The 24,762-nt window shown below is 32.8% G+C and carries 31 protein-coding genes and 1 pseudogene; all 32 read left to right on the top strand.

Annotated features, from left to right (window positions below; translation table 11 throughout):
- Positions 1 to 173: 173 nt before the first annotated feature.
- The gene (locus ACIPKN_RS02965) at positions 174 to 443 is read left to right on the top strand and encodes a hypothetical protein (RefSeq protein ID WP_400933258.1); all 270 of its coding nucleotides are present in this window, start codon (positions 174 to 176) and stop codon (positions 441 to 443) included.
- Positions 433 to 1,488 carry a DEAD/DEAH box helicase family protein gene (locus ACIPKN_RS02960; RefSeq protein WP_400933256.1) on the top strand — a complete coding sequence of 352 codons (1,056 nt, stop codon included), beginning with the start codon at positions 433 to 435 and terminating at the stop codon, positions 1,486 to 1,488. Before ACIPKN_RS02965 ends, ACIPKN_RS02960 begins: the two co-directional genes overlap by 11 nt.
- A 312-nt stretch (positions 1,489 to 1,800) precedes the next feature.
- A complete protein-coding gene (locus ACIPKN_RS02955; protein WP_400933254.1) occupies positions 1,801 to 4,683 on the top strand; it encodes a hypothetical protein in 2,883 nt (960 codons plus the stop codon).
- Between the two features lie 556 nt (positions 4,684 to 5,239).
- The gene (locus ACIPKN_RS02950; protein ID WP_400933252.1) at positions 5,240 to 5,785 is read left to right on the top strand and encodes a hypothetical protein; all 546 of its coding nucleotides are present in this window, start codon (positions 5,240 to 5,242) and stop codon (positions 5,783 to 5,785) included.
- Between the two features lie 200 nt (positions 5,786 to 5,985).
- Entirely contained in the window at positions 5,986 to 6,201 is a 216-nt protein-coding gene (locus tag ACIPKN_RS02945) for a hypothetical protein (protein ID WP_400933250.1), read from the top strand.
- A gap of 69 nt (positions 6,202 to 6,270) precedes the next feature.
- On the top strand, positions 6,271 to 6,498 hold the full coding sequence (locus tag ACIPKN_RS02940; RefSeq protein WP_400933248.1) for a hypothetical protein: 228 nt from the start codon (positions 6,271 to 6,273) through the stop codon (positions 6,496 to 6,498).
- Between the two features lie 35 nt (positions 6,499 to 6,533).
- The gene (locus ACIPKN_RS02935; RefSeq protein ID WP_400933246.1) at positions 6,534 to 7,379 is read left to right on the top strand and encodes a hypothetical protein; all 846 of its coding nucleotides are present in this window, start codon (positions 6,534 to 6,536) and stop codon (positions 7,377 to 7,379) included.
- A gap of 67 nt (positions 7,380 to 7,446) precedes the next feature.
- On the top strand, positions 7,447 to 7,605 hold the full coding sequence (locus ACIPKN_RS02930) for a hypothetical protein (protein ID WP_400933244.1): 159 nt from the start codon (positions 7,447 to 7,449) through the stop codon (positions 7,603 to 7,605).
- A gap of 445 nt (positions 7,606 to 8,050) precedes the next feature.
- Positions 8,051 to 8,770 carry a hypothetical protein gene (locus tag ACIPKN_RS02925; RefSeq protein ID WP_400933242.1) on the top strand — a complete coding sequence of 240 codons (720 nt, stop codon included), beginning with the start codon at positions 8,051 to 8,053 and terminating at the stop codon, positions 8,768 to 8,770.
- Positions 8,771 to 8,935: 165 nt separating this feature from the next.
- Positions 8,936 to 9,130 carry a hypothetical protein gene (locus ACIPKN_RS02920; RefSeq protein ID WP_400933240.1) on the top strand — a complete coding sequence of 65 codons (195 nt, stop codon included), beginning with the start codon at positions 8,936 to 8,938 and terminating at the stop codon, positions 9,128 to 9,130.
- A gap of 108 nt (positions 9,131 to 9,238) precedes the next feature.
- Positions 9,239 to 9,736, top strand: a complete 498-nt coding sequence (locus ACIPKN_RS02915; protein WP_400933238.1) for a hypothetical protein — start codon at positions 9,239 to 9,241, stop codon at positions 9,734 to 9,736.
- An 11-nt stretch (positions 9,737 to 9,747) separates the two neighbouring features.
- Entirely contained in the window at positions 9,748 to 10,143 is a 396-nt protein-coding gene (locus ACIPKN_RS02910) for a hypothetical protein (RefSeq protein ID WP_400933236.1), read from the top strand.
- Positions 10,144 to 10,226: 83 nt separating this feature from the next.
- Positions 10,227 to 10,460 carry a hypothetical protein gene (locus tag ACIPKN_RS02905; RefSeq protein WP_400933234.1) on the top strand — a complete coding sequence of 78 codons (234 nt, stop codon included), beginning with the start codon at positions 10,227 to 10,229 and terminating at the stop codon, positions 10,458 to 10,460.
- Positions 10,461 to 10,463: 3 nt separating this feature from the next.
- Positions 10,464 to 10,745 carry an HNH endonuclease gene (locus ACIPKN_RS02900; protein WP_400933232.1) on the top strand — a complete coding sequence of 94 codons (282 nt, stop codon included), beginning with the start codon at positions 10,464 to 10,466 and terminating at the stop codon, positions 10,743 to 10,745.
- Positions 10,746 to 10,857: 112 nt separating this feature from the next.
- Positions 10,858 to 11,226: a P27 family phage terminase small subunit gene (locus ACIPKN_RS02895; protein ID WP_400933230.1), complete on the top strand. Its 369-nt coding sequence runs from the start codon at positions 10,858 to 10,860 to the stop codon at positions 11,224 to 11,226.
- Positions 11,227 to 11,231: 5 nt separating this feature from the next.
- Positions 11,232 to 12,986 carry a terminase large subunit gene (locus ACIPKN_RS02890; RefSeq protein WP_400933228.1) on the top strand — a complete coding sequence of 585 codons (1,755 nt, stop codon included), beginning with the start codon at positions 11,232 to 11,234 and terminating at the stop codon, positions 12,984 to 12,986.
- A 13-nt stretch (positions 12,987 to 12,999) separates the two neighbouring features.
- Entirely contained in the window at positions 13,000 to 13,512 is a 513-nt protein-coding gene (locus ACIPKN_RS02885) for a phage portal protein (RefSeq protein ID WP_400933226.1), read from the top strand.
- A 2-nt stretch (positions 13,513 to 13,514) separates the two neighbouring features.
- Entirely contained in the window at positions 13,515 to 14,174 is a 660-nt protein-coding gene (locus ACIPKN_RS02880) for a phage portal protein (RefSeq protein ID WP_400933224.1), read from the top strand.
- Positions 14,158 to 14,739 (top strand): HK97 family phage prohead protease, encoded by a 582-nt coding sequence (locus tag ACIPKN_RS02875; RefSeq protein WP_400933222.1) that lies wholly within the window; start codon positions 14,158 to 14,160, stop codon positions 14,737 to 14,739. The genes ACIPKN_RS02880 and ACIPKN_RS02875 overlap by 17 nt, the downstream gene beginning before the upstream one ends.
- Before the next feature lies 1 nt (position 14,740).
- Positions 14,741 to 15,907: a phage major capsid protein gene (locus ACIPKN_RS02870; RefSeq protein WP_400933220.1), complete on the top strand. Its 1,167-nt coding sequence runs from the start codon at positions 14,741 to 14,743 to the stop codon at positions 15,905 to 15,907.
- A 22-nt stretch (positions 15,908 to 15,929) separates the two neighbouring features.
- Positions 15,930 to 16,106, top strand: a complete 177-nt coding sequence (locus tag ACIPKN_RS02865; protein WP_400933218.1) for a hypothetical protein — start codon at positions 15,930 to 15,932, stop codon at positions 16,104 to 16,106.
- Complete coding sequence (locus ACIPKN_RS02860) at positions 16,103 to 16,396, top strand: hypothetical protein (RefSeq protein ID WP_400933216.1); 294 nt, start codon at positions 16,103 to 16,105, stop codon at positions 16,394 to 16,396. The genes ACIPKN_RS02865 and ACIPKN_RS02860 overlap by 4 nt, the downstream gene beginning before the upstream one ends.
- A 55-nt stretch (positions 16,397 to 16,451) precedes the next feature.
- On the top strand, positions 16,452 to 16,730 hold the full coding sequence (locus ACIPKN_RS02855; RefSeq protein WP_400933214.1) for a phage head-tail adapter protein: 279 nt from the start codon (positions 16,452 to 16,454) through the stop codon (positions 16,728 to 16,730).
- The gene (locus tag ACIPKN_RS02850) at positions 16,723 to 17,082 is read left to right on the top strand and encodes an HK97 gp10 family phage protein (protein WP_400933212.1); all 360 of its coding nucleotides are present in this window, start codon (positions 16,723 to 16,725) and stop codon (positions 17,080 to 17,082) included. The genes ACIPKN_RS02855 and ACIPKN_RS02850 overlap by 8 nt, the downstream gene beginning before the upstream one ends.
- Positions 17,079 to 17,414 carry a hypothetical protein gene (locus tag ACIPKN_RS02845; protein ID WP_400933210.1) on the top strand — a complete coding sequence of 112 codons (336 nt, stop codon included), beginning with the start codon at positions 17,079 to 17,081 and terminating at the stop codon, positions 17,412 to 17,414. Before ACIPKN_RS02850 ends, ACIPKN_RS02845 begins: the two co-directional genes overlap by 4 nt.
- Before the next feature lie 20 nt (positions 17,415 to 17,434).
- Positions 17,435 to 18,007, top strand: coding sequence for a major tail protein (locus ACIPKN_RS02840; RefSeq protein ID WP_400933208.1), 573 nt, complete (start codon positions 17,435 to 17,437; stop codon positions 18,005 to 18,007).
- A gap of 25 nt (positions 18,008 to 18,032) precedes the next feature.
- Positions 18,033 to 18,383, top strand: a complete 351-nt coding sequence (locus tag ACIPKN_RS02835) for a hypothetical protein (protein WP_400933206.1) — start codon at positions 18,033 to 18,035, stop codon at positions 18,381 to 18,383.
- A gap of 32 nt (positions 18,384 to 18,415) precedes the next feature.
- Complete coding sequence (locus ACIPKN_RS02830; protein WP_400933204.1) at positions 18,416 to 18,577, top strand: hypothetical protein; 162 nt, start codon at positions 18,416 to 18,418, stop codon at positions 18,575 to 18,577.
- 105 nt (positions 18,578 to 18,682) lie between these two features.
- Positions 18,683 to 19,828, top strand: coding sequence for a hypothetical protein (locus tag ACIPKN_RS02825; RefSeq protein ID WP_400933202.1), 1,146 nt, complete (start codon positions 18,683 to 18,685; stop codon positions 19,826 to 19,828).
- Positions 19,829 to 20,064: 236 nt separating this feature from the next.
- A complete protein-coding gene (locus tag ACIPKN_RS02820; RefSeq protein WP_400933200.1) occupies positions 20,065 to 22,287 on the top strand; it encodes a phage tail tape measure protein in 2,223 nt (740 codons plus the stop codon).
- Positions 22,284 to 23,093 (top strand): distal tail protein Dit, encoded by an 810-nt coding sequence (locus ACIPKN_RS02815; protein WP_400933198.1) that lies wholly within the window; start codon positions 22,284 to 22,286, stop codon positions 23,091 to 23,093. Before ACIPKN_RS02820 ends, ACIPKN_RS02815 begins: the two co-directional genes overlap by 4 nt.
- A 15-nt stretch (positions 23,094 to 23,108) precedes the next feature.
- Positions 23,109 to 24,762: pseudogene (locus ACIPKN_RS02810) on the top strand (hypothetical protein); the annotation flags it as partial.

Genomic DNA, 24,762 nt, shown 5'->3' with positions numbered 1-24,762 from the left:
TCAATCTATTGATGATCATACTGGTAAATATCAATTAACGCACATCATAGATATAGATATAGATAGAGCTAGGCAGTGTCTCGTTGTCGGCTTTTGTAATAAAGAGGTATTTAGATACAGTAGTACTGGGGAAGTAATTAAAATCAAATAACACATGAAAAGGGGATATTAAAATGTCGAATCAAAAAAATTATGTAAAAATGAATCTGGAATTTCTAGCTGAAGGTATTAGTCCTACTGAGCTAATGGTCTACTTCAATGACTTCCTAAAAGAAAAAACACAACTTGTATCGCAGTCAGGTCGTACTGCTGACATTGAAATTGTATGGTCAAATATTACAAGCATAGTTCAATTTGATGAAGAAGAAAACGAACGAGAGTTTTTAGATGCAAAGGGAAATCTTCAATTAACAGATGCTGAGTTACAAATGGGTGATCAGTGACAAGGAAATCGAAGGATGGAACGGTAACGTAATTTTAGATGGAGGTACAGCTACAGGAAAGACGCATATAATCATCCATAAAATAGCAACAATATCAATGATGGAAGGAAAGAAGATTTTATTTGTCTGTAATCGTGATGCATTAAAAAATCAAACAACGGATGAAGTGGAAGAAACATTTGCATTTAATGTAGATGTAACAACTTATCAGTACATTGAGCAATCTATACGTAATAATATAATGACTTCAAATGTGTTTACTACAGATTATGATTGGATTTGTTTAGATGAATTTCACCACGTAACAGAAATTTATAATCGATATACAGATTTATCATTTGATTGGATTTACAATCATCAATCTAAAAAGATTTACATGAGTGCGACAGCTACCGGTATCTTTAATCAATTTATAGAAGAAGGTCATGTAGCTGAAGATAATTACTATCATATACCGAAGTCCTATAGCTACGTTGATAAATTTTACCTCTATAATAATAAGCAAGATGCAAAAGAAATCATTCAAGACAAATTACATAATACAGAAGATAAAATTATCTTTTTTAGTGGCAGCATGGATTATGCGCTAGAGATTTACAATGAGTTTAAGAAGGAAGCTTTATTCTTTTGCTCGAAACACACTAAAAATACAGAGGCTAAAAAGTTATATCAGGAAATCGGAAATCCAATACATAATAAAACGTTTGAGAGTCGCTTACTTAAAGGGATGGGATACAAAAAATTTATGATGAATAAACTAGGAATTGGATATGGACAAGTACTTAATTATGAATCAGTTAAGCAGGAACAAAAGGAACTGAATTTAGTTGAGTATTTAGAGGCTAATTTAGATAGAAAATTCTATAAGGATGAACAAAAGGAATTAAAGGAGATTTTTAAAAAAGAAGGTTTAAAGTCAAGAACGGTAGGAATAAATACACTGAATGGAAATTTACAAGATAGAAAGCTACCATACATAATTATACCAAAACGTACTAATAAAATTAGATGGTGGGAAATTGAAAATAACTTTAATTGGAATTAATAATTTATTCAGTACATAAAGAGTGACAAATTATACACTTTCCCTTATATATAGAAAATTACACTTTTTGTCACGATTATAAAGTTACATAATACATAAAAAACAAATCCGACGTTTCAATTTTACTATGTAACCGGATAGGGCGCATTGGGAAATTGAATAAGGCGAAGGCAATAGTTTTTAGTTGTTAGTAGAACTCAATTTGCTGAAAGCTAATTGTAGTGATACTTACAATCTTAAAAGTGTTGACTACTCTTTACCATATTAAATGAAAAAATACATAAAACAAAAAAGAAAATGGAGGAATTTATATTGAGTAAAAATAACAATAATGGAGTTTACATTCAATCTATCGAAGCAGCACGTATATGGGAGCATATGAATAGAGGAACAGAATTACAAGGTGAATATAATGGGTTTATACCTTACTCACTTGAATTAATTAAGCTACGTAAAGAAGGTTTAGACGAATTTGCAAAGCGTATTACTACCGTTAAAGATGAAAAAGGTAAAGTAAAACGGAAACCTGAAAATAAATCAACTTCCGAACTTGATAGTCGTACATTAAAAGGTATTAATAAGTTCTATAGTGATGATGTCATTAACATTAAACTTAGTAGCAAAGTTGAAAATGTAAATGGTGTTATCAAAAAAATCAATAATAAGTATAAAGAGCTAATTGCTAAAAAAGTAGCTGAACGAGATAAACGAATTGAATCGGCTGGAGACGATGTACAGTTAGCAAATTTGATTAATAAAAATCATGATGATGAAATTTTAAAAATGGAAAGTAAAAATGAATCACGAATAAAGCAGTTAAAAGGTGTTGCGGAATTACAATCGAAAGTATGGAATAAGTCATTGACACTTGCCCAATTAAGGGATGATCTATATGAAAATGGCTTTACAATCAAGAATTATAAAGGTGAAGATGTACATTACATAGTATATAAGCGATCAAGCGCAAAAGCCAGAACTGGAGAGTGTTTATTCATTCGCGAAGGTTTAGCTAAAAAGATGGTCGAGTGGTCGAGAATGAATTTATCTATTCCTAAAGATGCAAAGATTGATTTAGCAGCGTTATCAGCATATGAGGCACTTGTCACATCATCAATAAAAGATACAATTAAAATCAATCCTAAAAATATCCTATTGATTAACGATATTGATAGTGTATTCAAACAAGATGCAAATGTAATTGAAAAGGTAAATAAAGATGGTAGAGAAATCTTACAATCAAGATTAAAGGAGGATCAGACAATCATAAACAGCCTATTCGATGGTCAAGGCTTACTCGAATCTTCTTATTTTACAGATGAATATAAAAATAAAGGGATGATCCTTACAAGACAGCATTTCTTTAAATCCTGCCTATTCAATACAAATATCCAAGAATTTATGAAAGATACATATAAGGATGAATATCAGACTGCAACTATCAAAGATATGTTAGGTAATGAAATGATGGTTAAAAATGTACATTGTATAGTTACACCTTCTTCATTAAAAATATTTAAGTTTAGTGAATTAGTTGGTGGAGACGAGCAGATTTATGAGGATTGGAAAAATCTTGTCTTATCAAAAGAGGAAAAATGTCAATTTGGTATTTGTAAAAGTGAATCTAAAACAAAACTAGGATCGTTTAATGGAATGCCATTGCAGCAAACGAGTTACCAGATGATTAATAGTCTACCTCTAAATAGACATAATGCAGAGCAATTGAGTAAATTTGAAGTTGAATACATAAATGGTTTAAAAAATAACGATGATGAATTTGTTGCTCATCTTGAAAAGAACGCTACATTGACAAATGCTAATAAGATGATGGCTGATTTATATAGACGTAATTCTGATATTGCTAAGACAGAGTTTTTCAATGATTTTAAAATTAACGAAATTAGTGAATATGTCAAACATATTAAAAAGGGTAAGTTGCGGATTACAGGAGATTACTGTGTCCTAGTTGGTAATCCATATGAAATGCTTTTACATAGTGTTAAACCATTTAACAAACATAATTTAGAGTCAAAGACATTACATAAAAATGAAGTTTATACAAAGTTATTCGATGATGAGGAGGAATTAGCAGGGTTTCGAAATCCACATACATCGAGCAATAATCTACTATACAGCACCAACAAACAAAATGATTTAATTGATACATACTTTAATTTTACGAAAAATATCGTAGCAGTTAATGCGATAGAGTTTCCGATTCAAGATTTGCTCTCAAGTTGCGATTACGATAGCGACAGTGCGTTATTTACAAATGAAAAAACTATTGTTGACATAGCTAGAGAGAATAAAGCTAAAGTTTGTTTGAATGGTGTAGAAGCAACATCAAATACATATGAGTTGACAGATTTAAATAGAAGTAAAGTTGATAAGGCAATTGCATCAGATGTAATAGGTAGAATTGTAAACGTTGGACAGGCTGCACAAAGTATCATGTACGATGCTATTCGAAATAATGATACTGATTTAGTTAAAAAGATGAAGGAAGTTGTTGAGATTATCTCTGTAGCCAGCACGATTTCGATCGATTTGGCAAAGAAAAGCTATAAGATCAATATTGTAAAAGAATTGGATCGTTTGAATAATATCGTCAAAGATAGTCTAAAACTCAAGAAGATTGAAAAAGTTGAGAAAAAATCATATCCAATGTTTATGTCTTCAAAAAATAATCGTACATACTATAAAACTGGAATGGATTATGTCTATGGAATCTTTACTATAGCTGAAAAACAAATCAAAGAAGAATTAGGGGAAGAATTTAATATTAAAGTCAAACGTGGTAAAGAATTGAAAGTAGATGAAATAATTGATATTTGGGATTTAGTAATGAAGTGTGATAAGAATGGTGAAATATTTGAAATTAAGAAAGCGAATGATAAACAGGAACAGGAAATTATTGATGCTGTAAATGATTATAGTTTTAATGTTTCAGCTTACCATGCTCAAATGAGTAAAGCGACTGAAAAAGAAAGAGAGCAGTTTGCGAAAGCAATAGTAGAAGAATCACATGAGTTGCAAACTAAAATGAATAAACGAACAATCAAGCCTGTAACAATTTTCGCTATTTTATATCATGCTTTTTGTAAGAAATCTATTGAAAATAATGTAATTAAAGTACTTAATGCAGTTTATCTATCATCTCCAAATAATTTCATTAATATTTTTATGCACAAAAAGTAGAACTTTTTTAATTAGATACCATACAAACATTGATATGTCAACGTTATTACTAAATTAATAGATAGGTAAATGGAAGGGGTAATGTATTCCTTCCATTCCTCTTTAATAAATTCCTCCTTTTGGGACTGTTACTTGACTACGTTTAGGGGTAGCAGTCCTAACCTTTTTTATAAAGGTAATAGAGGGATATTTTTTAAACTTAATTTTTAAACGAAGTGAATATAGTTTATCAAATTTACTATAACACAAAATTAATATAAATAGCAATAACATAAATGAAGAAAAGTAGGTGAAAAAGTAGAAATGGATTTTGAAGCAAGATGTGAATTATATAAGCAAATGAGATTACGTGGCGTAAAGGCGAAGGAACTAGCTGAAATCTGTAAATGCAGTAGCAGTTGGATAAGTCAATGGTTCAATAAGCCAAACGTGCAAATTAGTCAAGATATGGAAACTAAAATAGTTAACTATATTAATAATAAATAATATATAAATCACAGTAAGGACACTTAGAGATGAGAGGCTCTAGCAAATTTAAAAAAAGGTGGAATTTATAATGGTAAGTATTTTTGAGGAAATTATGGAAGGTTTAGATGTAGAAGAGTTAAAAACGGTAGATGGGATGAGTAGATACAAATTCGATTTAAAAAATGGTCGTATCTATGATTGTGATAGAGAAATTTACTTAGATCCCAAGCCGAATAAACGTAATTATTGTTATGTGAATCTACAAAAAGATGATAAGTCACGTAAAGTCGCAAGTGTACACTCTTTGATGATCTATGCTGCACTTGAAGGATTCGATTTCAGAAAATTATTTAAAGGAATGAATTTAGTTATTGATCATAAAAATCGCAAACGATTTGACAATTCATGGGGTAACTTACATGTCATTCCGCAAAGTAAGAATTTAGAAGGACGCAAAACGAAGCCCAAACGATTATCGGATGATAAGATGCAAGCATTATATAATGATTTTATTTTAATTGACAAGGCGAAACACGGCAGTAAGCATGATACGTATAATTATTTAGCAGATAGATATGGTTGTAGCAGCCATACAATTCAAGTTAAATATTTAGAGTACAAAAAGGCTCAATAAAATAATACATACATATTAGTTTTTAAAAATATCATAAATACTTTGTGAGAGTGATTATGGTTAGATAACTACATACATAATTAAATCTCAATCAGTCTCACGGAGAACGATACATAATTTTACATATCGGGTAAAAAAGGAAAAAGGGGAATTGAGATGAAACAAGTATTAGATATTTTAAATAAGGAGGCGAATATTATATGAGTGAAACGAAATTTGTGTATAGATGTTTGGATAATCCTGCTCATTCTTTTTGGGGGAGTAACAAAATGGATGGTATAACTTGTCCTGTTTGTCGATTTCAAGTAATAGCTACAGGACATTACGAACCTAAATACTATCAATTACCTTATTATTGCGACTTGAAGAAGCAATGTACAGATTCCAAAAGAGAAGTTGATATAAAACAATATTAAACTTAATTTTCTTTTAATGACATATGATTCCTATTCGCTTACAATTATAGGTAGATAGGAGTGTAAAGTATGTCTAGTGAAAAGAAACCATTTAAAGAATGGATTAAGGAAAATGAAAATAAGTGGATTTTTGGAGGAATAATTACTATATGTTTTGCTATATTAATGCCGATAGCAATTTTCTTTATATCAAAATCTAGTTTATCATCTGATTCATTTGCTAAACTAGGAACCGTCGGCGATTTTTTAGGTGGTTCGACAGTAGGATTTTTATCTTTAGCCAGTATGTTGTTTTAATCTCTACTATTATAATGCAAAGAAAGGAATTAGGATTGCAACGTGAAGAACTACAAATGACAAGAGATGAATTAGCTAAGGCAAATGAACAATATAGAATATCTAATGATACGATGCTAAAACAGCAATTCGAGACCACATTTTTTAATATGATTAATATGCATAATAATTTAGTAAAAGGTTTAACTTTATATGGTACGACTGTAAATGATAAAGATGTGTTTATAAATATTTATGAAGCAATCGAAAGTTACTACAAAAAAGATTCTTTAAAATCGTGTTTACAAAAGATACTATTTAGAGAACGAGATTCATTAGATGAGTTAGGATCAGACTTTATAAACTTTTATAATAAAATTAATGATGATTCCATTGAAGTAGATATAGGGTACAATGTTAAAACTTTTGTGAGGCTTGCCAATAAGTACATCATTGGTGACAGATATGATCCAATTTTGATGGAAGATATAACAGTTTTTTATATTTTTAGAATTAATTATGAAGAATTAGAAAATTATTTGTACAGGTACAGTAATGATAATTTTATTAATAGAATAACTGAGGAATTTGTTAAAAATGAAGAATATAAAACTACTGCTATCCATTTAGTAGACCATAAATTCAAATTTCCTTTCAATCACTATTTTGAAAGTATCATATCTGTAATAGATTTTCTGGAAGGTAGTAATTTAAATGAGAATGAAAAAGAAAATTATTTTAGAATCTTTTTTTCGAATTTAACTACATATGAAAAAACAATAATTAATCTTTATACAAAATATAAAGTGGTCGAAAATTTTGAAGTTTATTTCAATAAGTACCATCGATATTTTGAGAAAGATATAAAGTTTTACAATCCAACAATATACCCTAATTTATAAAGCATTCTTAATTGAATGCTTTTTTATTTTATTTAAAAATAGAGTACCAATAAAGGAGAAGATTAATATGGGGTTAATAACTATTGGATGGTTCTTTGTATTTTTACCTTTGATTATATCATGTGGCATCTATATGACCTTTGTTATTATTGCGGTAGTAGCAGGTAAGAAAGTACATACAGCAGAAGCTAAGCGATTCTTCAACAGTGCAAAGTGGAAAAGTTAACTTCAAGAAAATATAAACCTGTAAGTCAAGTAATAAATAATATTACCTCTAATGGACCTAATGCAAGATATAATCATTATTCGACGGATAATTCCATGAATGTTATTAATGATTCTTTTACATTGTTTGATGAAATTAAAAAAAGCAATCGAAAAAAGTGTAGTTGATAACAATGAGCAAAAAAACTGTAATTTTGGAAATGGTGAATGAACTGGAAAAAAGTAAAGGTACTTCTTCATTTAAAGATAAATACGCTAATTTTATACAGTCTTTAGGTAATCATATAACTGTTGTTTCACCGTTTATACCACAATTAACAGAATTGCTAATATGATTAATAATAGAATTTGAGTCACGTTCAATTGAGCGTGACTTTTTATTATGCTAGTATTCAATTGATTTTCTTCATGGTAAGATATTCCTAGTAAATCTTGGAGGAGTTAAAATGAAAAGATTCATAGAAGTAATTCTTTGTATTTTTGTAGGAGTATTTTTATTTGGAATTATAGCGATTGCTTTTCAAGTAATCGGAGAAGACAGTCCTAATAAAGCCTCAATTATCGGAGGAATATTAAGTATGATTGGAGGTGCATTAGGAGCTTTAGGTGCTTATATTGTTGCTACTTATCAAATGAATAAACAATTTGAAAACCATGAAAAAAACAGAGCTTTAGAATTAAAAGTAAATAAATCAAATACTGCTTTAAACAAATTAGTTGAATTAAAAGAGTTTGTTCATAAAATTAAAGGTGAATTAACTAATATGGAAGTTGAAGTGAGCGAAAAAATATTAAGAAGAGGGCTTCGGCTTTTACACCAGTATAATTTGGTAGATGGTATTTATCGCGATCAATTAAAGCTTGATATTGATGAAATATTAAGTTTTAGAAAAGAAATTGAGAAATTAAAAATTTTTATAAAAAATGAAGTAGATATTGACACGTTTAATGTAAAAGTTTTTAAGTTCATTGATGCATATAAGAATTACATAAATTTAAATGGGGAATTTGAAGATACTATTGATGCATTTGAAATTGATGGTCATTTAAAATGGATAGAAATAAATGGAGAGTTCAATTCTAATTATGAAATATTTATAGAAGTTTTGAATGAAAATATTATTAAAATCGAAAATTACATTACAAAAATTTTAGAAATCAAATAATTAAAATGTCTAAAAAGATGCCTTATGAGGTGGCTTTTATTGATGTCGGAATCAAGCATGAGAGGCTACTAAATTGGTAGTCTCTTATTATTTGTGTCAGATTTGTATTATTGGCACAACATTCCATTTATCCTATGATAGATAGGTAGATGGGAGGTGTTATTTATGGAAATAGTATTTCATTTTAAAAACGGAGAAGTATTCACGTCAGGTGCAGATGGTAATCAGAATTTAGAAGAACTTAAAAAAAGACTGGACCAATTAATGAAGAGTGATAAAACTTTTCAAATTAGTACGCAAAGAGGAACAGAGACTAGAAAATGGTCGGATGTATCTAAATACGATTTAAAAACAACCTAACAGGTTACATAAAGTCACATCTAACAAGGTGTGGCTTTTTAATATGTTGTAATTTGGTAAAAAAGTATTAGAAAAATTATTTAAGATATAAAAGAGTGTTTGTATAGTTTGTATAGAACAGGTGTTTCTGGTAAAATTATAATATTAAATGCAAAGGGGTTGTTCAATCTAGTGTCAGTCTATGAGTTGTTCAAAGGGTTTGAAAAAATAAATAACTTTGTATCTGGTAAAGTAAGTAATCCTTATATAATAGAAACCCAAGAAAATACAGATTCGTACAAAAAATTTGTTATCAAAGCAATAATTGATAATGTCAAAGAGTTTGATGAATATGTAGAAGAAGTAAATAAAGTTGTTGAACATGGGAATGATTATCAAAAATTATCGACATATTTAAATGAAAATAAAGTTGATAGTTACAAAATGGAAAGTGTTGGTTATATTAAATGTTTATTAGTTGAGGATGTTATAAAGGTATCGATACATCTTGGGGATAAACTACTAAAAGAATTTAATTATAGTCATGATAATCTAATTGATGATTATATGTTTTATTTAGAAAATGATTTATCCGAGATTATCAAAAAGCAATATAATACAATATAGGGGTAACAGAGATGATGAATGAAAAGGCTTTACAAATTGTGAATGAATTAAGTTTATTGCAAGAATTGTATCAAGATATTTATCTTAATTCTGATAATGCTTATGATATTTTGGAGAAATACGATGGCGACAATAAGTATTTGATTGCTACTAATTATTTATCAATGGCTCACAATAGTTATTTACAAGCGATTATTTATATATCAAATAATAGTATGCAGAGAAATGATTTAGAAGAATTCTTATCAGATTTTAAGAAATTTAAATTTGAATTCGATCAAGTTATTGTAAAGAAAGATAAAAATACTTCATGGTTGTTTTCGACAAAAAATAGTTTAGATGAAGGTTATAAATATGTGATGAATTATACTAAAGATGTAATTCAAATGCAGATGGAAATTAAATAATTTAATTTATTAGAGTATTCTTAATCGGATACTCTTTTTATTATGCCAAAAAATTGGAGGGATAATTGAAGGTGGATAAACGAGTGGGGAAGTTTTACATATCAGATGAATTGATTAAGACTAACTATAATTTAGTTAAACGTGTATTGAGCTATGTAGTGACAGTGGAGTGTACACATCATTATTACAGTGGACAATTTGAGTATATCACTATTTCTCCATTATTTGATGTAGTAGAAGATGGATGTAGACTTAACGAATATCGAGTTATTATTAATGATGATGAAATACAATTTGAAAAGATTAAATGTGGGTGAACGGTGAATTTCTACAAATCGAAACCTTGGAAGATTAAACGGGAAAAGATATTATGTCGTGACCAATACGAATGTAGAAACTGCAAGCGTTATGGTAGGAATCGAACTGCGAATACAGTCCATCATTGCAATCCATTATTAGAATATCCAGAGTTGCGATTGGAATCTTGGAACCTATTATCTTTATGTTCTACTTGCCACGATAAGATGCATGACCGTGAAAATGATGTGCTGACAGAACTAGGAGAGTTTTGGAGAGAAAAAGTAACTCCCCCATCATATTAAAGTTGAAAATGAGTAATGGAGTAACGATGAGGAGGACTCTTTCCCCCCACGCTGTGATTTTAGACATAAAGGGGTGTTAATTTTAAAAGTTGAAAATAAATGAGGTGAGAAATTGACGACAGTAAAAACTAAAAAGCAATTAAAAAGTTCAATCATCCGTGAGATGAAGAATCTTAATACGTATAAAAAAGAGTACAATAATTTGATTGATATTTATGCAGGCTTGTTACATCAATATCAGGTATTTGAAATGCAATTTGAAGAATCAGGATATCAAATAACGGAAGAATACACGAATAAGGCAAACGCAACAAATCAGAGGAAAGTACCTATCCTGACTGCAATGGAATCATTACGAAAGGATATTGTGTCATATTCAGATCGATTGTGCCTGAATCCTAAATCATTAAATATTGAGCAACCTAAAAAGTCAGAACCTATAGCAAGTCCACTTGACCAATTTCTCGCTGGACAGAAGTGATATAAATGGATTTAAAACATATTGATTCTAAAAATTTTGAAGCGGCTTTAGAGTATGCAGAATCAATAGCAGACTGGAAAAAGGTTGCTTGCGTTGAAAATAGATTAGCTGCTAAACGATTTCTAGAGGATTTAAAACGTAATGATTTAGATTTCAAACAGGAACAATTTGATTTTGTTATTGGATTAATTGAAGGAACAATAGCACATCAACAGGGTGAAGATTTACACGGAACTCCATTAAAAGGTACACCAATGATATTACAACCTTGGCAAAAGTTTGTTATCGTAAACCTTCTGGGATTTTTTAATAAGGATAGTCTCGTCAGAAGATTTCACGAAAGTCTCTTAATGATTCCACGTAAGCAAGGTAAAACCGCCTATGCATCTTCCTTGGGATGGGCATTATCCATTCTTGAACGCAAGTCTGGTTCAAAATTATACATACTCGCTAACAGCTTAAAACAAACGATGGAATCATTTGGATTTTTAAAATACAATGGAGAACGTTTAAACGATAAATCGTTACGAATACGTGATAATAATCAGGAGCATTCAATCACTAAAAACTTTAGTGACGGAGGCTCTATTTTTATTCAAGCGTTAGCAAATGACGTGAAACGTCTTGACTCTCTAAACTCCAATCTTCTCATCCTCGATGAAGTCCACACATGGCACTCTGCCAAACAGTACATATTAATGAAAAACTCCCAAAAAGCATATCGAAACAAATTACTTATAGCAATTTCAACAGCAGGTGATATTCCAAATGGATTTTTAGCACAACGCTTGGAATATTGTAAGAAAGTATTGAATGGAACAGTTGTTGATGATGAATACTTTATCTTTATCTGTAAAGCTGATCAAGATGAAAAGGGTAATGTACCAGATTATACAGACCCGAAAATTTTAGAAATGGCGAATCCGTCGTTAGGAGTCACAGTTACAATTGAAGATTTACAGCGTGATGCCGAATTAGCAATGAATGATCCACAAACACGTGGCGAGTTTTTCAATAAAACTTTAAATATCTTCACTTCTTCTTTAAAGGCATACTTTGACATTAATGAATTTAAGAATTCGGATAGGCAATATAATTGGACGTTAGAAGAATTGGCTAAATTACCTATTCAGTGGTATGGAGGTTTTGATGGTGCAAAGCTTCATGATTTGACTGCAAGCTCACTTTACGGACGTTACAAACACAAAGGAAAAGATATTGATATTGTCATTACACATGCATTCTTTCCAATTGTAAATGCCTATAAAAAGGCAGAAGATGATGGAATACCTCTATTTGGCTGGCAAGATGATGGTGTACTTACAATGAGCAATACGCCAACAGTACATTACGATGATGTTATCAATTGGTTTATCGATATGAAGAAGAGGGGTTTCAAAATTAAAAAGGTTGGATTTGACAGAAAATTTGGTCGTGAGTTCTTCTTAGGTATGAAGAAAGCTGGATTTAAGATTGTAGATCAGCCGCAGTATTTTTATAAGAAGTCTGAAGGTTTTAGACGAATTGAAATGAAAGCAAAAAATGGGAACCTTTATTACTTAAATAACCAAGCGTTTGAATATTGCGTACAAAACGTTAGAGCCATCGAGAAAACTGACGACATGATTCAATATGAAAAAGTGGATGGTGATGGAGGTACTCAACGCATTGATTTATTCGACGCTGCGGTATTCGGAGCTGTACAAATGCTAGAAGATATGACAAATTCACAGAATGCATCAAGTTGGTTGAATAGCTAAAGGAGGTGACAAATTGGCATTTTGGAAACGAGAAAAGAAAACACGTTCATCTGTAAGTATTCCCTTGGCGGTCGGAAATTCAGATGAATTAGGATATGTTAAGTTAAGTAATCACCCAGACATTATTACAGGTGTGAATAAAATTGCAGATTTAGTCTCTAACATGACTATTCAATTAGTTGAGAATACTGATAAAGGTGACAAGCGAGTTAAAAACCAATTATCCCGAAAGATTGATATAGAGCCATGTCGTAATATGACACGTAAAACTTGGCTTTATAAAATCGTTCGAGATTTATTGTTATATGGGGATGGAAATTCAGTTGTACATATTGGTGTGAATAATGAAACAGGATTAATTGACAATCTAACACCATTCCCAATGCAGGGTGTTAAATACGATGAATTAGAGAATGGTGATTATTTAATTTCTTACAATAGGAGAAAATACACATCAGATGAAGTAGTACATTTTGTAATTAATCCACATCCACTATATCCATATAAGGAACAGGCTATAAAGTAGCATTGCGTGAAATTGCTAGAAATCTAACTCAAGCAAATAAAACGAAGAACAATTTTATGAGTGGAAAATACATGCCTTCTTTGATTGTAAGTGTTGATGCAATGACTGAAGAACTTTCGAGTGCTGAAGGTAGAGAGAAACTAATGGAAAAATACTTTGCCGAAACCGAAGGTGGAAAGCCGTGGATAATTCCTGCTGATTTAATTGGAGTTGAGCAAGTTAAACCACTATCACTAAAGGACATTGCAATTATTGAAGGCATGGAATTAGATAAGAAAACTGTTGCTGCTATTTTAGATGTACCACCTTTCTTTTTGGGAATTGGAGAGTTTAAAAAAGAAGAGTACAACAATTTTATTAATACTCGGATTCATTCGATTGGTCAGATTATCGCACAAACATTAACAAGGGATTTGCTAATTAATCAAAATTGGTTCTTCCGTTTAAATCCACGCAGTTTATATAGCTATGACCTGACTGAAATGGTTACAGCAGGTACAGAAATGGTTGACCGTAACGCAATGCGAAGAAATGAATTACGTGATTGGGTAGGACTAGACCCAGATGATGAGATGGAGGAATTAATTATATTAGAAAATTATATACCATCTAGTAAGTTAGGAGATCAAGGTAAGTTAAAAGGAGGTGAAAAGATTGAATAAGAGACATATGCATTTTACAACAGAATTAAAAACACGTGCTGCTGAAGAAAATGGAGATGCCTATATTGAAGGGTATTTCGTAGTGTTTAATCAAGAGACAGAACTTTGGGCAGGTGCGTATGAAGAGATTGCACCAGAGTCTTTTAACCGTTCATTAAATGAAAAAGTAGATGTTATTGCACTAGATAATCATGATACACGAGTGGTTTTAGGAAGTATAGGAAGCGAAACTCTTGAATTAAAAGTTGACAAATATGGTTTGTATGGTCGAGTAAAAGTTGACTTAGAAGATCCATTTGCAAAATCAGCATATCGAAAGGTGCAAACTGGAAAAGTTCGAGGATGTTCATTCGGTTTTTATCCTGTCACTGAAGAAGTAACAGAACGTGAAGACGGTAGTCTAAAGTGGATTGTAAAAGATGCAGATTTATTAGAAGTATCAATTACAGCATTCCCAGCTTACCCTCAAACAGAAATAGCGGCACGACAAAAAGATGTGCAAAAAATGAAAAAACAAAAATTGGAACAACGAAAAAAACAATTACTTGAAAGGATTGGTAAATAAAATGAACCCAGTATTAATCGGAGCTAAATTAAATTTAAAGCGTAGTTCGTTACAAGATAAAGAAGAAGAGTTAAATATGTTTTTAAAAAAGCGTGATGAATTAGCAGCGTCTATTGAAGGTGTTGAATCGGAAGAAGATTTAAATGTAATCGAAAAAGAAATTAACAAATTAGAAGAAGAGATTAAAGAGTTAGATGAACAAAAGTCTAATTTAGAAGATGGAATTAAAGAATTAGAATCAGAATTAGAACAATCAAATCGCAAATCACCAGCTAAAGGAGCTAAACGAAGCATGACAACTCAAATTGAAACACGTGAAGCAATTAACGAATATGTACGAACAAAAGGACAGACACGAGCAGGGTTTACATCAGTAGAAGGAGGAGCATTAATTCCAGAAGAATTATTAACACCTCAACAAGCGCCAGAAGATACTGTTGATTTAAGTAATTTAGTAAACATTGCAAAAGTTAATAGTGGTGCAGGTAAATATCCAGTTATCAAAAAATCAGGAAGTAAAATGGTATCTGTTGCAGAGTTGCAAGCTAATCCAGAACTGGCAAAACCAACTATTGTAGAAGTACCTTATGATATTGAAACTTATCGTGGTTACATTCCAGTATCACAAGAGGCTATCGATGATGCAGATTATGATGTAACAGGTTTAATTGCAGATGAAATTGCAGACCAAGAGCTTAATACAAAAAATGCTGCAATTGCTACAGTACTAAAAACAGCTACAGCAAAGGCGGTTACAGGTTTAGATGGTTTGAAAGCTGTATTTAATAAAGATTTAAAGAAAGTGTACTATGCCAAAGCTGTGATTTCGTCATCTTTATACAACGCATTAGACACACTTAAAGATAAAGATGGTCGTTATTTGCTTCAAACTGATATTACTGTAGCTTCTGGTAAAAAATTATTTGGTAGAGAAGTTGTAGTATTGGACGATGATGTAATTGGGACTGTTGATGGCAATTTAGTTGCTTTTATCGGTGATCCAAAAGCATTCGCTACATTATTTGACCGTAAACGTGCTTCTGTTAAATGGGTTGATGATAGTGTATATGGTCAATTACTAGCTGGTTTCGTTCGCTTTGACGTTGAGAAAACAGATTCGGATGCAGGATTTTATGTAACTTATACACCAGAAGTAGAGGGTGCTTAATCCTAATGAAAGGATGATACATATGAAATACAAGGTAATTAAGCGATTCAGGGATTTACAGGATGCTAACCACATTTATAATGTTGGAGACAAGTACCCTCGTAAAGGTCGTTTGAATAAAGAGCGTATAGAGGAATTAAAGTCTTATGACAATAAAATAGGGTTTCCATTAATTGTAGAGATTGAAGGTGATAAATGATGAGCGATGAAAAACTTGCAAATTGTTTATCACTTTTTAAATTGGATATGGGTATTATGCATAATTTGCGTGATACTCTTTTCACCAATTTAATTGAATCTTCTACCATAGAATTAGAAAAAATGGGAGTTAATCTATCTTCAGGAACTGTAGAAGATACACAATTAATTGTGGATTATTCAGCTTGGATGTATCGCAAAAGACAAGAAGACATTGGGATTCCCAGAAACTTACAATTCCGCATCCGTAATCGAGTAATTCAAAAGGTAGCTACTTTTACAGATGCCTAGTTTAAAACAATCGATTGGTAGCGGGAAGCACTTTTCAAAGGACGATATTTGCTTTTTGATTTCTACTAAAATAACTGTTGATGAACTATTTCAACAAATTGAAGTAGCATTACCTGGGATGGTTTATTGTGCTGTTTCAAGTATTGGTCAAAATGAATTTTCAGTATCCATGCAAAATGGCTTAAAAGCAAGGTTAACTATTATCGTTGATTACGATGAATACGATGGAGAAACACAAGTTGAATATAACCGTCAAATGTATTCGGTATATCGTACTTTCGTTCGTGATGACGGTGATATTGAATTGTATTGTGAGGTGAGAATCGGTGGCTAGTATTGATAACTTTGCTAAAGAAATCGTTAAAGAATTAGAACGCTTTTCACAATATGTTGCAGAAGAAGTAGAAGCTTCTGCTAAATCTGTATCAAAGAAATCTGTACAGAAACTTAAGCAAACTTCACCCGTAGGCGATTATGCAGGCGGTGGTAGTTATGCTAAAGGTTGGCGAGTTAAAAAAGTTGGGGACAACTATACGGTTCATAATGCTACAGATTATCAACTTACACACTTGTTAGAGAATGGTCACGTTAATAGAGACGGCACAAGAACACCTGCTTATCCTCATATAAAGAAAGTTGAGCAAGAAGCAATCAGAGAATTTGAAAGAGAGTTGAACAAACTATGATCACACTTAAAGAACTACCTGCAATATTAAAGACTATCGGTATTCCAGTAGCGTATTCTTATTTTGTTCACAATGAAAATTCTCCTGCACCTGCTCCTCCTTTTATGGTTTATCTAGAAGAAGATTCAGATAATTTTGGTGCTGATAATAAAGTCTGGAAAAAGGTTTTAACATATCGGGTTGAAGTTTATACAGATAAGAAGGATTTAAAATTAGAACAAAAAATCGAAGATACATTCGATCTACATAGTATCTATTACGATATAGACGAGTTGTTTATTACAGATCAAGATTTATACCAACGATTTTACATAATTCAAATATTAAAATAGAAATGGAGTTTTTTAAAACTATGAGCAAAAATACAGTTTTATTCGGTCTAACAAACGTTCACTACGCTACTTATGAACGTGAAACAGACGGTTCTTATAAATATGATACACCAGTGCGAGTTGAAGGTGCGGTTTCACTTTCATTAAATCCAGTTGGTGACGAAAATAAATTCCATGCAGATAACGGAGTTTATTTCTCTCGTTTTGCTAACAACGGTTACGAAGGTACACTTAACATTGCAATGATCACTGACAAATTACGTACAGAAGTATTAGGTGAGAAAATGGTAAACGGTGGGTTCTTAGAAACTTCTGATGCTCGTCCTAAAGATGTCGCGTTAATGTTCGAAATCGATGGAGACTCAGAGGCCACACGCTTTGTATATTATAACTGTTCTATCGCTCGTCCTTCTCAAACAGCTAATACAATTGCTGAATCAATCGAAATCGAAGGTCAAGAGTTATCATTCACAGCAAAACCACGTCTTAACGATAAAGCTATTCGATGGAATACAGGGGAAGCAACACCAACAGAGGTATACGCTGATTTCTTCAAAGCCGTTATTGAACCCGCAGATGTACCAAAACCTTAATAAATAGAGAGAGGAATATAATCCGATGGCAGAAACAACAGTAAATATTTATGGAAAAGATGTAACATTCAAAGTCACAGGGCAAACCCCTTTAATGTATCGAGCGATGTTTCCAGGTTCCGACTTTTTAAAAGACTTTATGAACTTGGAAAAAAATCAAGCTCAAGGAAAGGCTTTTGAATCAATTGAGTTCTATCAAATGGTTTATTGCTTGGCAAAGAAAGCTGATCCAGAGATTCTAGAAATGAACGCATGGCTAGATACATTTGAAGATGGTTTCCCAGTTATGGAGATTGTTAATGATGTATTACCACTTATTCAAGCAAATTTCATTTCTAATCAACCTAAAAAAAAGCCAACACGCAGCAAGAAGTAAATGATGATCCGTCAACTAGTATCTATCTATTAATGGCAAAAGAGGCTAAGCTTTCTTTTGATGAAATGGATATGATGTCTATTGGAATGGTTTTAGAACATATCGAATTGTACTTTGAAATGAAACATCCGAAAGATGATAAACCAACAGTTAGAAAAGCAACGCAAGCAGATATTAATGCACTTAAAATTTAAAACTACTAGGGAACGCTCAATAGAGTAGTTCCCTTTTTCTATACATAGAAGATTCATTTGTGATTTTCCGATGGCAAAAATTATAGAAAGGAGCAAATGTATTTAATGGCAGGTAAAGGCATCAAAGGTATCACTTTCGATATCGGTGGAGATACAAGAGGTCTAGATCAAGCGTTACAAAAAGTTGAAAAAGATGCGGTGAAAACTCAGAAGGAATTAAAAGAAGTTGAGAAAGCCGCTAAAATTGATCCCTCTAGTACCGAAATGTATGCACAGAAGCAACAGTTATTACAAAAGCAAGTTTCTAATACAGCGGATAAATTAGATGTATTGAAAAAGGCTCAATCACAAGTAGAAGAACAATTTAAGAACGGTAAAATCGGAGAAGAACAATATAGAGCATTCCAACGTGAATTAACTATGACAGAAGCTTCTCTTAAATCGTATCAAGGTAAAATTGATCAAACTCGTGCAGAACATCATGCATTAGCTGAATCAACTAAGAACATGCAAACGTTCTTTCAAGCTACAGGAACTCAAGTAAATACTTTCGCAGATGTATTAGGCAATAAACTTACAAATGCAATCAAAGAAGGTAAAGCGAGTTCACAGCAATTAGAACAAGCATTAGAGAAGATGGGTAAGACGGCATTAGGTGCTTCTATGGACTTTGAGAAGATGAAACATGCTTTATCTAATGTTGACCAAAGAGGTCTTAAAGCAGTACAAAAAGACCTAGGTCAAGTTGCTAAAGAAGCGAATAAAGCAGGCGACGAAGTAAACGGGTTTGGTAATAAACTGCAAGCTGTAGCAGGTGCTTTAATGGCAGGTGGCGGTTTAGCTGCTATGATTCATGAAGCATTAGATGTATCTACACTCAATACTAATATTGAGATTTCAATGGGTGTTAAAGGTGGAGACCTTGAAGCTGTACGTGGATCAATTAACAGTGTAACAGCCGCTATCGGTGATGAAGAAGCAGCGTATGAAGGTGTTCGTAGGCAAATGACGTTAAATAAAGATGCGTCACAAGCAACTAACGAAAAGATTATCCAAGGCGCAGGAATGGTATCTCGTGCTTATAAAGAAATTGACTTTAAAGAACTTATTCAGGAAACACATGAAATAGGTAAAGAATTAGGTATTTCTCAACAAGATGCATTAGCGTTAACTAATCAGTTGTTAGCAATTGGATTTCCACCAGAGCAATTAGATGAAAAATTGTCCTCTCAACTAGTAATAGTTGTGTAGAACTCCTTTAATTCATGGGAAATCTCATTAGAGACAATCATGAGCCAAGCCTATTCACTAGGAAGGTGCAACGACTATCGAAACCGCGTGTTAATGCACGAAAGGGAGTAGAGTACACTCAAGCGAGTGGAAATGGGGAGCATCCCAAGTGGATGATGATATAGTCTCATCTATATGGTGACATATAGCAGTTCATAAGAGAACGACATGCAATTAGCGAATGCATGTGAAGATAAATGACGATTGCTGAATATGGTCAACAATTACAACGCGCAGGGTTTAACGCAGAAGAGATTCAAGGGATTATGGCAGCAGGTGTTGAAACTGGTACATGGAATATCGATAATCTTTTAGATGGTTTAAAAGAAGGACGTGTTCGTGCGGCAGAGTTCGGAGAAGGTTTAAATAAAGCTCAAGACAATGCCGTTAGAGGCGCAGGATTATCTGCAAAAGCATTTGAAGATTGGGGAACAGCTATCGCTAAAGGTGGCGAAGATGGTAATGCGGCATTTCGTGAAATGACTCAAGCGCTTGCAGATGTAGAAGATGATACGAAACGTAATACTCTAGGTACTGAAATTTTCGGGACTATGTGGGAAGACCAGGGAGATAATATTATCGACACGATTCTTAACATGGAGAATCATTTAAAATCAGCAGATGATATGCAATCCAAACTCACAGAAGATACTAAAAAGATGGAATCTGATCCTGCTTATAGATTAGCAGAAGCTATGAATAATGTTAAACAATCTTTAGCACCAGTTTTAGCAGATATTGCAGAAGTAGTTGCATCTATCGCAGATTGGGTTGCAGAAAATCCTAAGTTAACAGCTACATTAGTGGCAGTAGTTGGAGTTGTAGGAACATTAGTTGGAGCATTTGCGGCTATAATGCCTGCTATTAGTTCTTTTATAGGATTGATAGGAGGAGCAGGTGCAGCAGTTGAAATACTTGGTGGAGCAATAGCAGTATTATCGGGACCCATTGGTTGGGCTATTGCAGCTATTGCGGCTTTAGGTGTAGGTGCATATGCTCTTAATGAACATATGAGTGAATCTGCATTTGCAGTAGAAGATTGGTCTGATAAAGTTTCAGAAGGTACAGCAAAAGCTGTAGGTAGCTTTATGGATTTAGAAAAAGGAGCTACAGATGCCTTAACACAATTAAAATGGTCTGGTGCTACTTTAACTAGTGAAATGGCAACGGATTTAATTGATAAGAACAATCAAATGACTGAACAAGTATTAACCGCTATGAAAGAACGTCACACAAGACAACTAGAAGAACAAACTAATTACTTCAATGAATCATCTGCATTATCGGCAGAACGTGAAGCTGAGATTTTAGAACAAACAAAGCAACGCAATGCGGAGCAGGAACAAGCTGTATCAGACGGACAAAAACGCATTAATGAAATACTTAAAACTGCATCCGATGAAAAGCGAGCCGTAACGAAAGAAGAGTATGCAGAGATTGATAAAATCAATGCAGATTTACAAACAAATGCAATTAAATATTTATCTGAATCTGAGCGTGACCAAAAGGTTATCTATGAAACTCTTAAACGTAATGCTAGCGAGATTTCAGCACAACAAGCAGCAGATGTTGTAAAGAATTCTAATGAACAGAAAACTAAAACAATTAAAGATGCAGAAGAAACATATAAGCAACGTGTAGCTGCTATTACTAAAATGCGTGATGAAGATAAGACAATTTCAAAAGAAGAAGCTGATGCATTAATTAAAGAGGCAGAACGTTCTAAGAACGATACAATTAAGAATGCTACTTTAATGCACCAAAACGTTGTTAAGGAAGCTAAAGGTCAAGCTAAAGAACACGTAGATGAAGTTAACTGGGAGACTGGTGAAGTTCTTACTAAGTGGCAACAACTAGGTAACAATATTTCCAAAGTTTGGGGAGATATGGTTTTAGGTGCTAAAAAGATGTTCAGCGATATGGGGAAAAACATATCTAAGAGTATTGATGATATGGTTGATTGGGTTGGTGATGGTGTAGATAGTATCTTCAACTTCTTCAAAAATCTTAAACTTCCAGAAATCAAAATCGCAAAGATTAAATTACCGCACTTTAGCGTTAAAGGATCATTTAGTTTAGACCCTCCGAGTATTCCGAGCTTCGGTGTAGATTGGTATGCAAAAGGTGGTCTTATGACTAAGCCTACAGCATTCGGAATGAACGGTAGTAATCTAATGGTTGGCGGAGAAGTTCCTGGGGTTTCTGAAGCCATTTTGCCATTAACACCAAAAGTTTTTGCAAGTATTGGTAAAGGTATTGCTCAACAAATGTCACAAGGGCAACAACAAGTAATTTACATGCAACCTGCACCTATCTTTTTAGATGGTGAAAAGATTGCAGAAGTTACATTTGATTCAATTAACGGTATGCAATACAACCAAACAAATATAAACGCATTATCGAAAGGAGTAAATTTATGATAATTGAACTATTAAACGGCAAAAAGTTAGACATTGCTAATTATAGTTTAAAACGTTTATTCCATCACATCCCTTCTGTTTCAATCTCTCATAATACAGAGCAGGTTGACGGAAGGGATGGTTTATTATTCCTTGAAACAACATTCGACAGTAGAGTTATAACTGTGGAATTACTATATGAGTCTTATGATATTTTTGATTACTATTTATTACGTGATGCTATAAACGCTTTATTTACACGTAAAGAATCGTTCTATATCACCTTCAAGAATGAACCATATAAACGTTATCTAGTTAGATTAAATCAAGCATTTGAAGTTGAGCCTAATCAACATATGAACTCATTCACCATTGAGTTTACTTGTGTGAATGTATTTGGTGAATCAGTTGCATCAACTTTATCTAAAAAGGAATGGGATATTGATGCTTGGGCTTGGAATGGTCAAATTACATGGGATGATGCTTTAACATATTCATTCAATACTAATTCATTCACTGTTATGAACCTTGGTAATGTAGATATTAATCCTAGACAAAGCGATTTAAATATAGTCTTAAAAGGATCATTTAGTTCATCTGTAACAATTATTAATCAAACCACAAGTGATTCTTATACATACAATGGCTCACTTGGAGCAAACGATACACTGATAATAAAAGGTGTGCAATCTTTTAAAAATGGAACAAGTGTATTTAGAAACACAAATAAGAAACTAATTACCTTACAAACTGGTACAAACAACTTCACTATTCAGGGCGGTACTGTAAATCACATCTCATTTGATTTCAGATTTTTATATTTATAGAAAGGAGTACATATTTTGACGATTTTATTAAACAATACTGGAAACCCAATTACAAGGGAGGAACGTATTAAAATAAATGAAAACTGGCAAAGGATTATGTCGGGATATACTAATCTTCAAATGCAAATCAACGTATTAGCAGGTGGAGAAGAACTAGAAGAATTGATTCGACGCTTAAATGAGACTGTAGAAAATGCAAATGTAGCTGTTCAAAATGCTATTGAAGCAAACAACACAGCAACTCAAGAAGCAATTGAAACTAATAAAAAGGCACTCCAAACAGCTCTTGATATAGTCTCACAAACACTCGTAGACATGAATAAGGCTATCTCAAACGCAAATACTGCTACATCCGAAGCTAATACTGCTAAACAAGGAGCTTTGGATGCAACTGCACAGGCTCAAACAGCTATTAATACAATGCAATCTCTCATTAACAACATTGGACATAAAGGCGAGTGGTCAAATACAGAACAATATTACAAAAACAACATGGTTGAGTTTAATGGATCAACTTTTATTGCACTACAAAATAGCACAGGTAAAAATCCGCCTACACTACCTATGAAAACCAATATGTATTGGTCTCTTTTTGCCGAAAGAGGTAATAAAGGAGCAAAAGGAGATAAAGGTGACACAGGTGCGGCATTAAGCATCTTAGGTAAATTAACTGATGAATCACAACTCCCTCCTACTGGTCATGCAGGTGATGCTTATACTGTAAATGGTGAATTGTATGTGTGGTCAGAAGTGACAGGCGAATGGGAGAATGTTGGTAACATTAAAGGTGAAAAAGGAGATACTGGTGATGCTGGCGAGAACGGTCTATCGGCATATGAAGTAGCACTTGATAATGGGTTTGTTGGTACGTCTGAAGAATGGTTAGCGTCTTTAAAAGGTGAAAAAGGAGATGCAGGTAAAGATCCAGATTTAACAGAAATTAATCAAAAAGTTGATGGAATGCAAACAGAAGTTACTGAACATTTGATTGAAATTGCGACTACTGAAAAGTTAGGTCATTTTAAACCTGATGGTGAAACATTAGAAGTTGACCGAGTTACAGGTGTAGCAAAAGTCATTGGAGGAAGTGGCGCAAAACTATATCAAGAAAACAATACTACATTTCCTACATCTAGCGCTATAGGTAACGATAATTTTGTTGACTTTGTAGCGTTTGCAGGAATATGTTTTTCTCAAAACAATTCTGCAAAGACAGTTCGGGTTAAAAATGCAGCAACATTATATACCAATTCTCCTGTCTCATTAAGGAGAATAGATGGGACTTGGATTGACAGTATTGCTATAAGTAAAACGACTGTAGGTGATGAAGTAGATATTAAGTTGAGTGATGCAACTGACATGTCAATCGCCTTTATACAAATTGTACAGAAGTATGAAGGTGACATAACTAGATCCAATCAGGCATTTGGGTCATTCAACTTATCTGGAGGTGTCAATTCTACGGCTATCGGGAAGTATTCCATAGCGACAGGACATTATTCTTTGGCTGTAGGAGATTCAACTCAGGCGTTGGGTGCATACTCCTTGGCCACAGGAAACAAATCATCTGCTATAACTAGTAACTGTGTTGCTCTTGGTAACAATGTTGTAGCATCAGCATTGCATTCAGTCGCATTAGGTGACTATTCTATAGCATCAGGACAGGCAT

Source organism: Lysinibacillus sp. NPDC086135 (genome assembly GCF_044746345.1).
Classification (GTDB): domain Bacteria; phylum Bacillota; class Bacilli; order Bacillales_A; family Planococcaceae; genus Lysinibacillus.
This window is presented reverse-complemented; position numbering and strand designations above follow the sequence as displayed.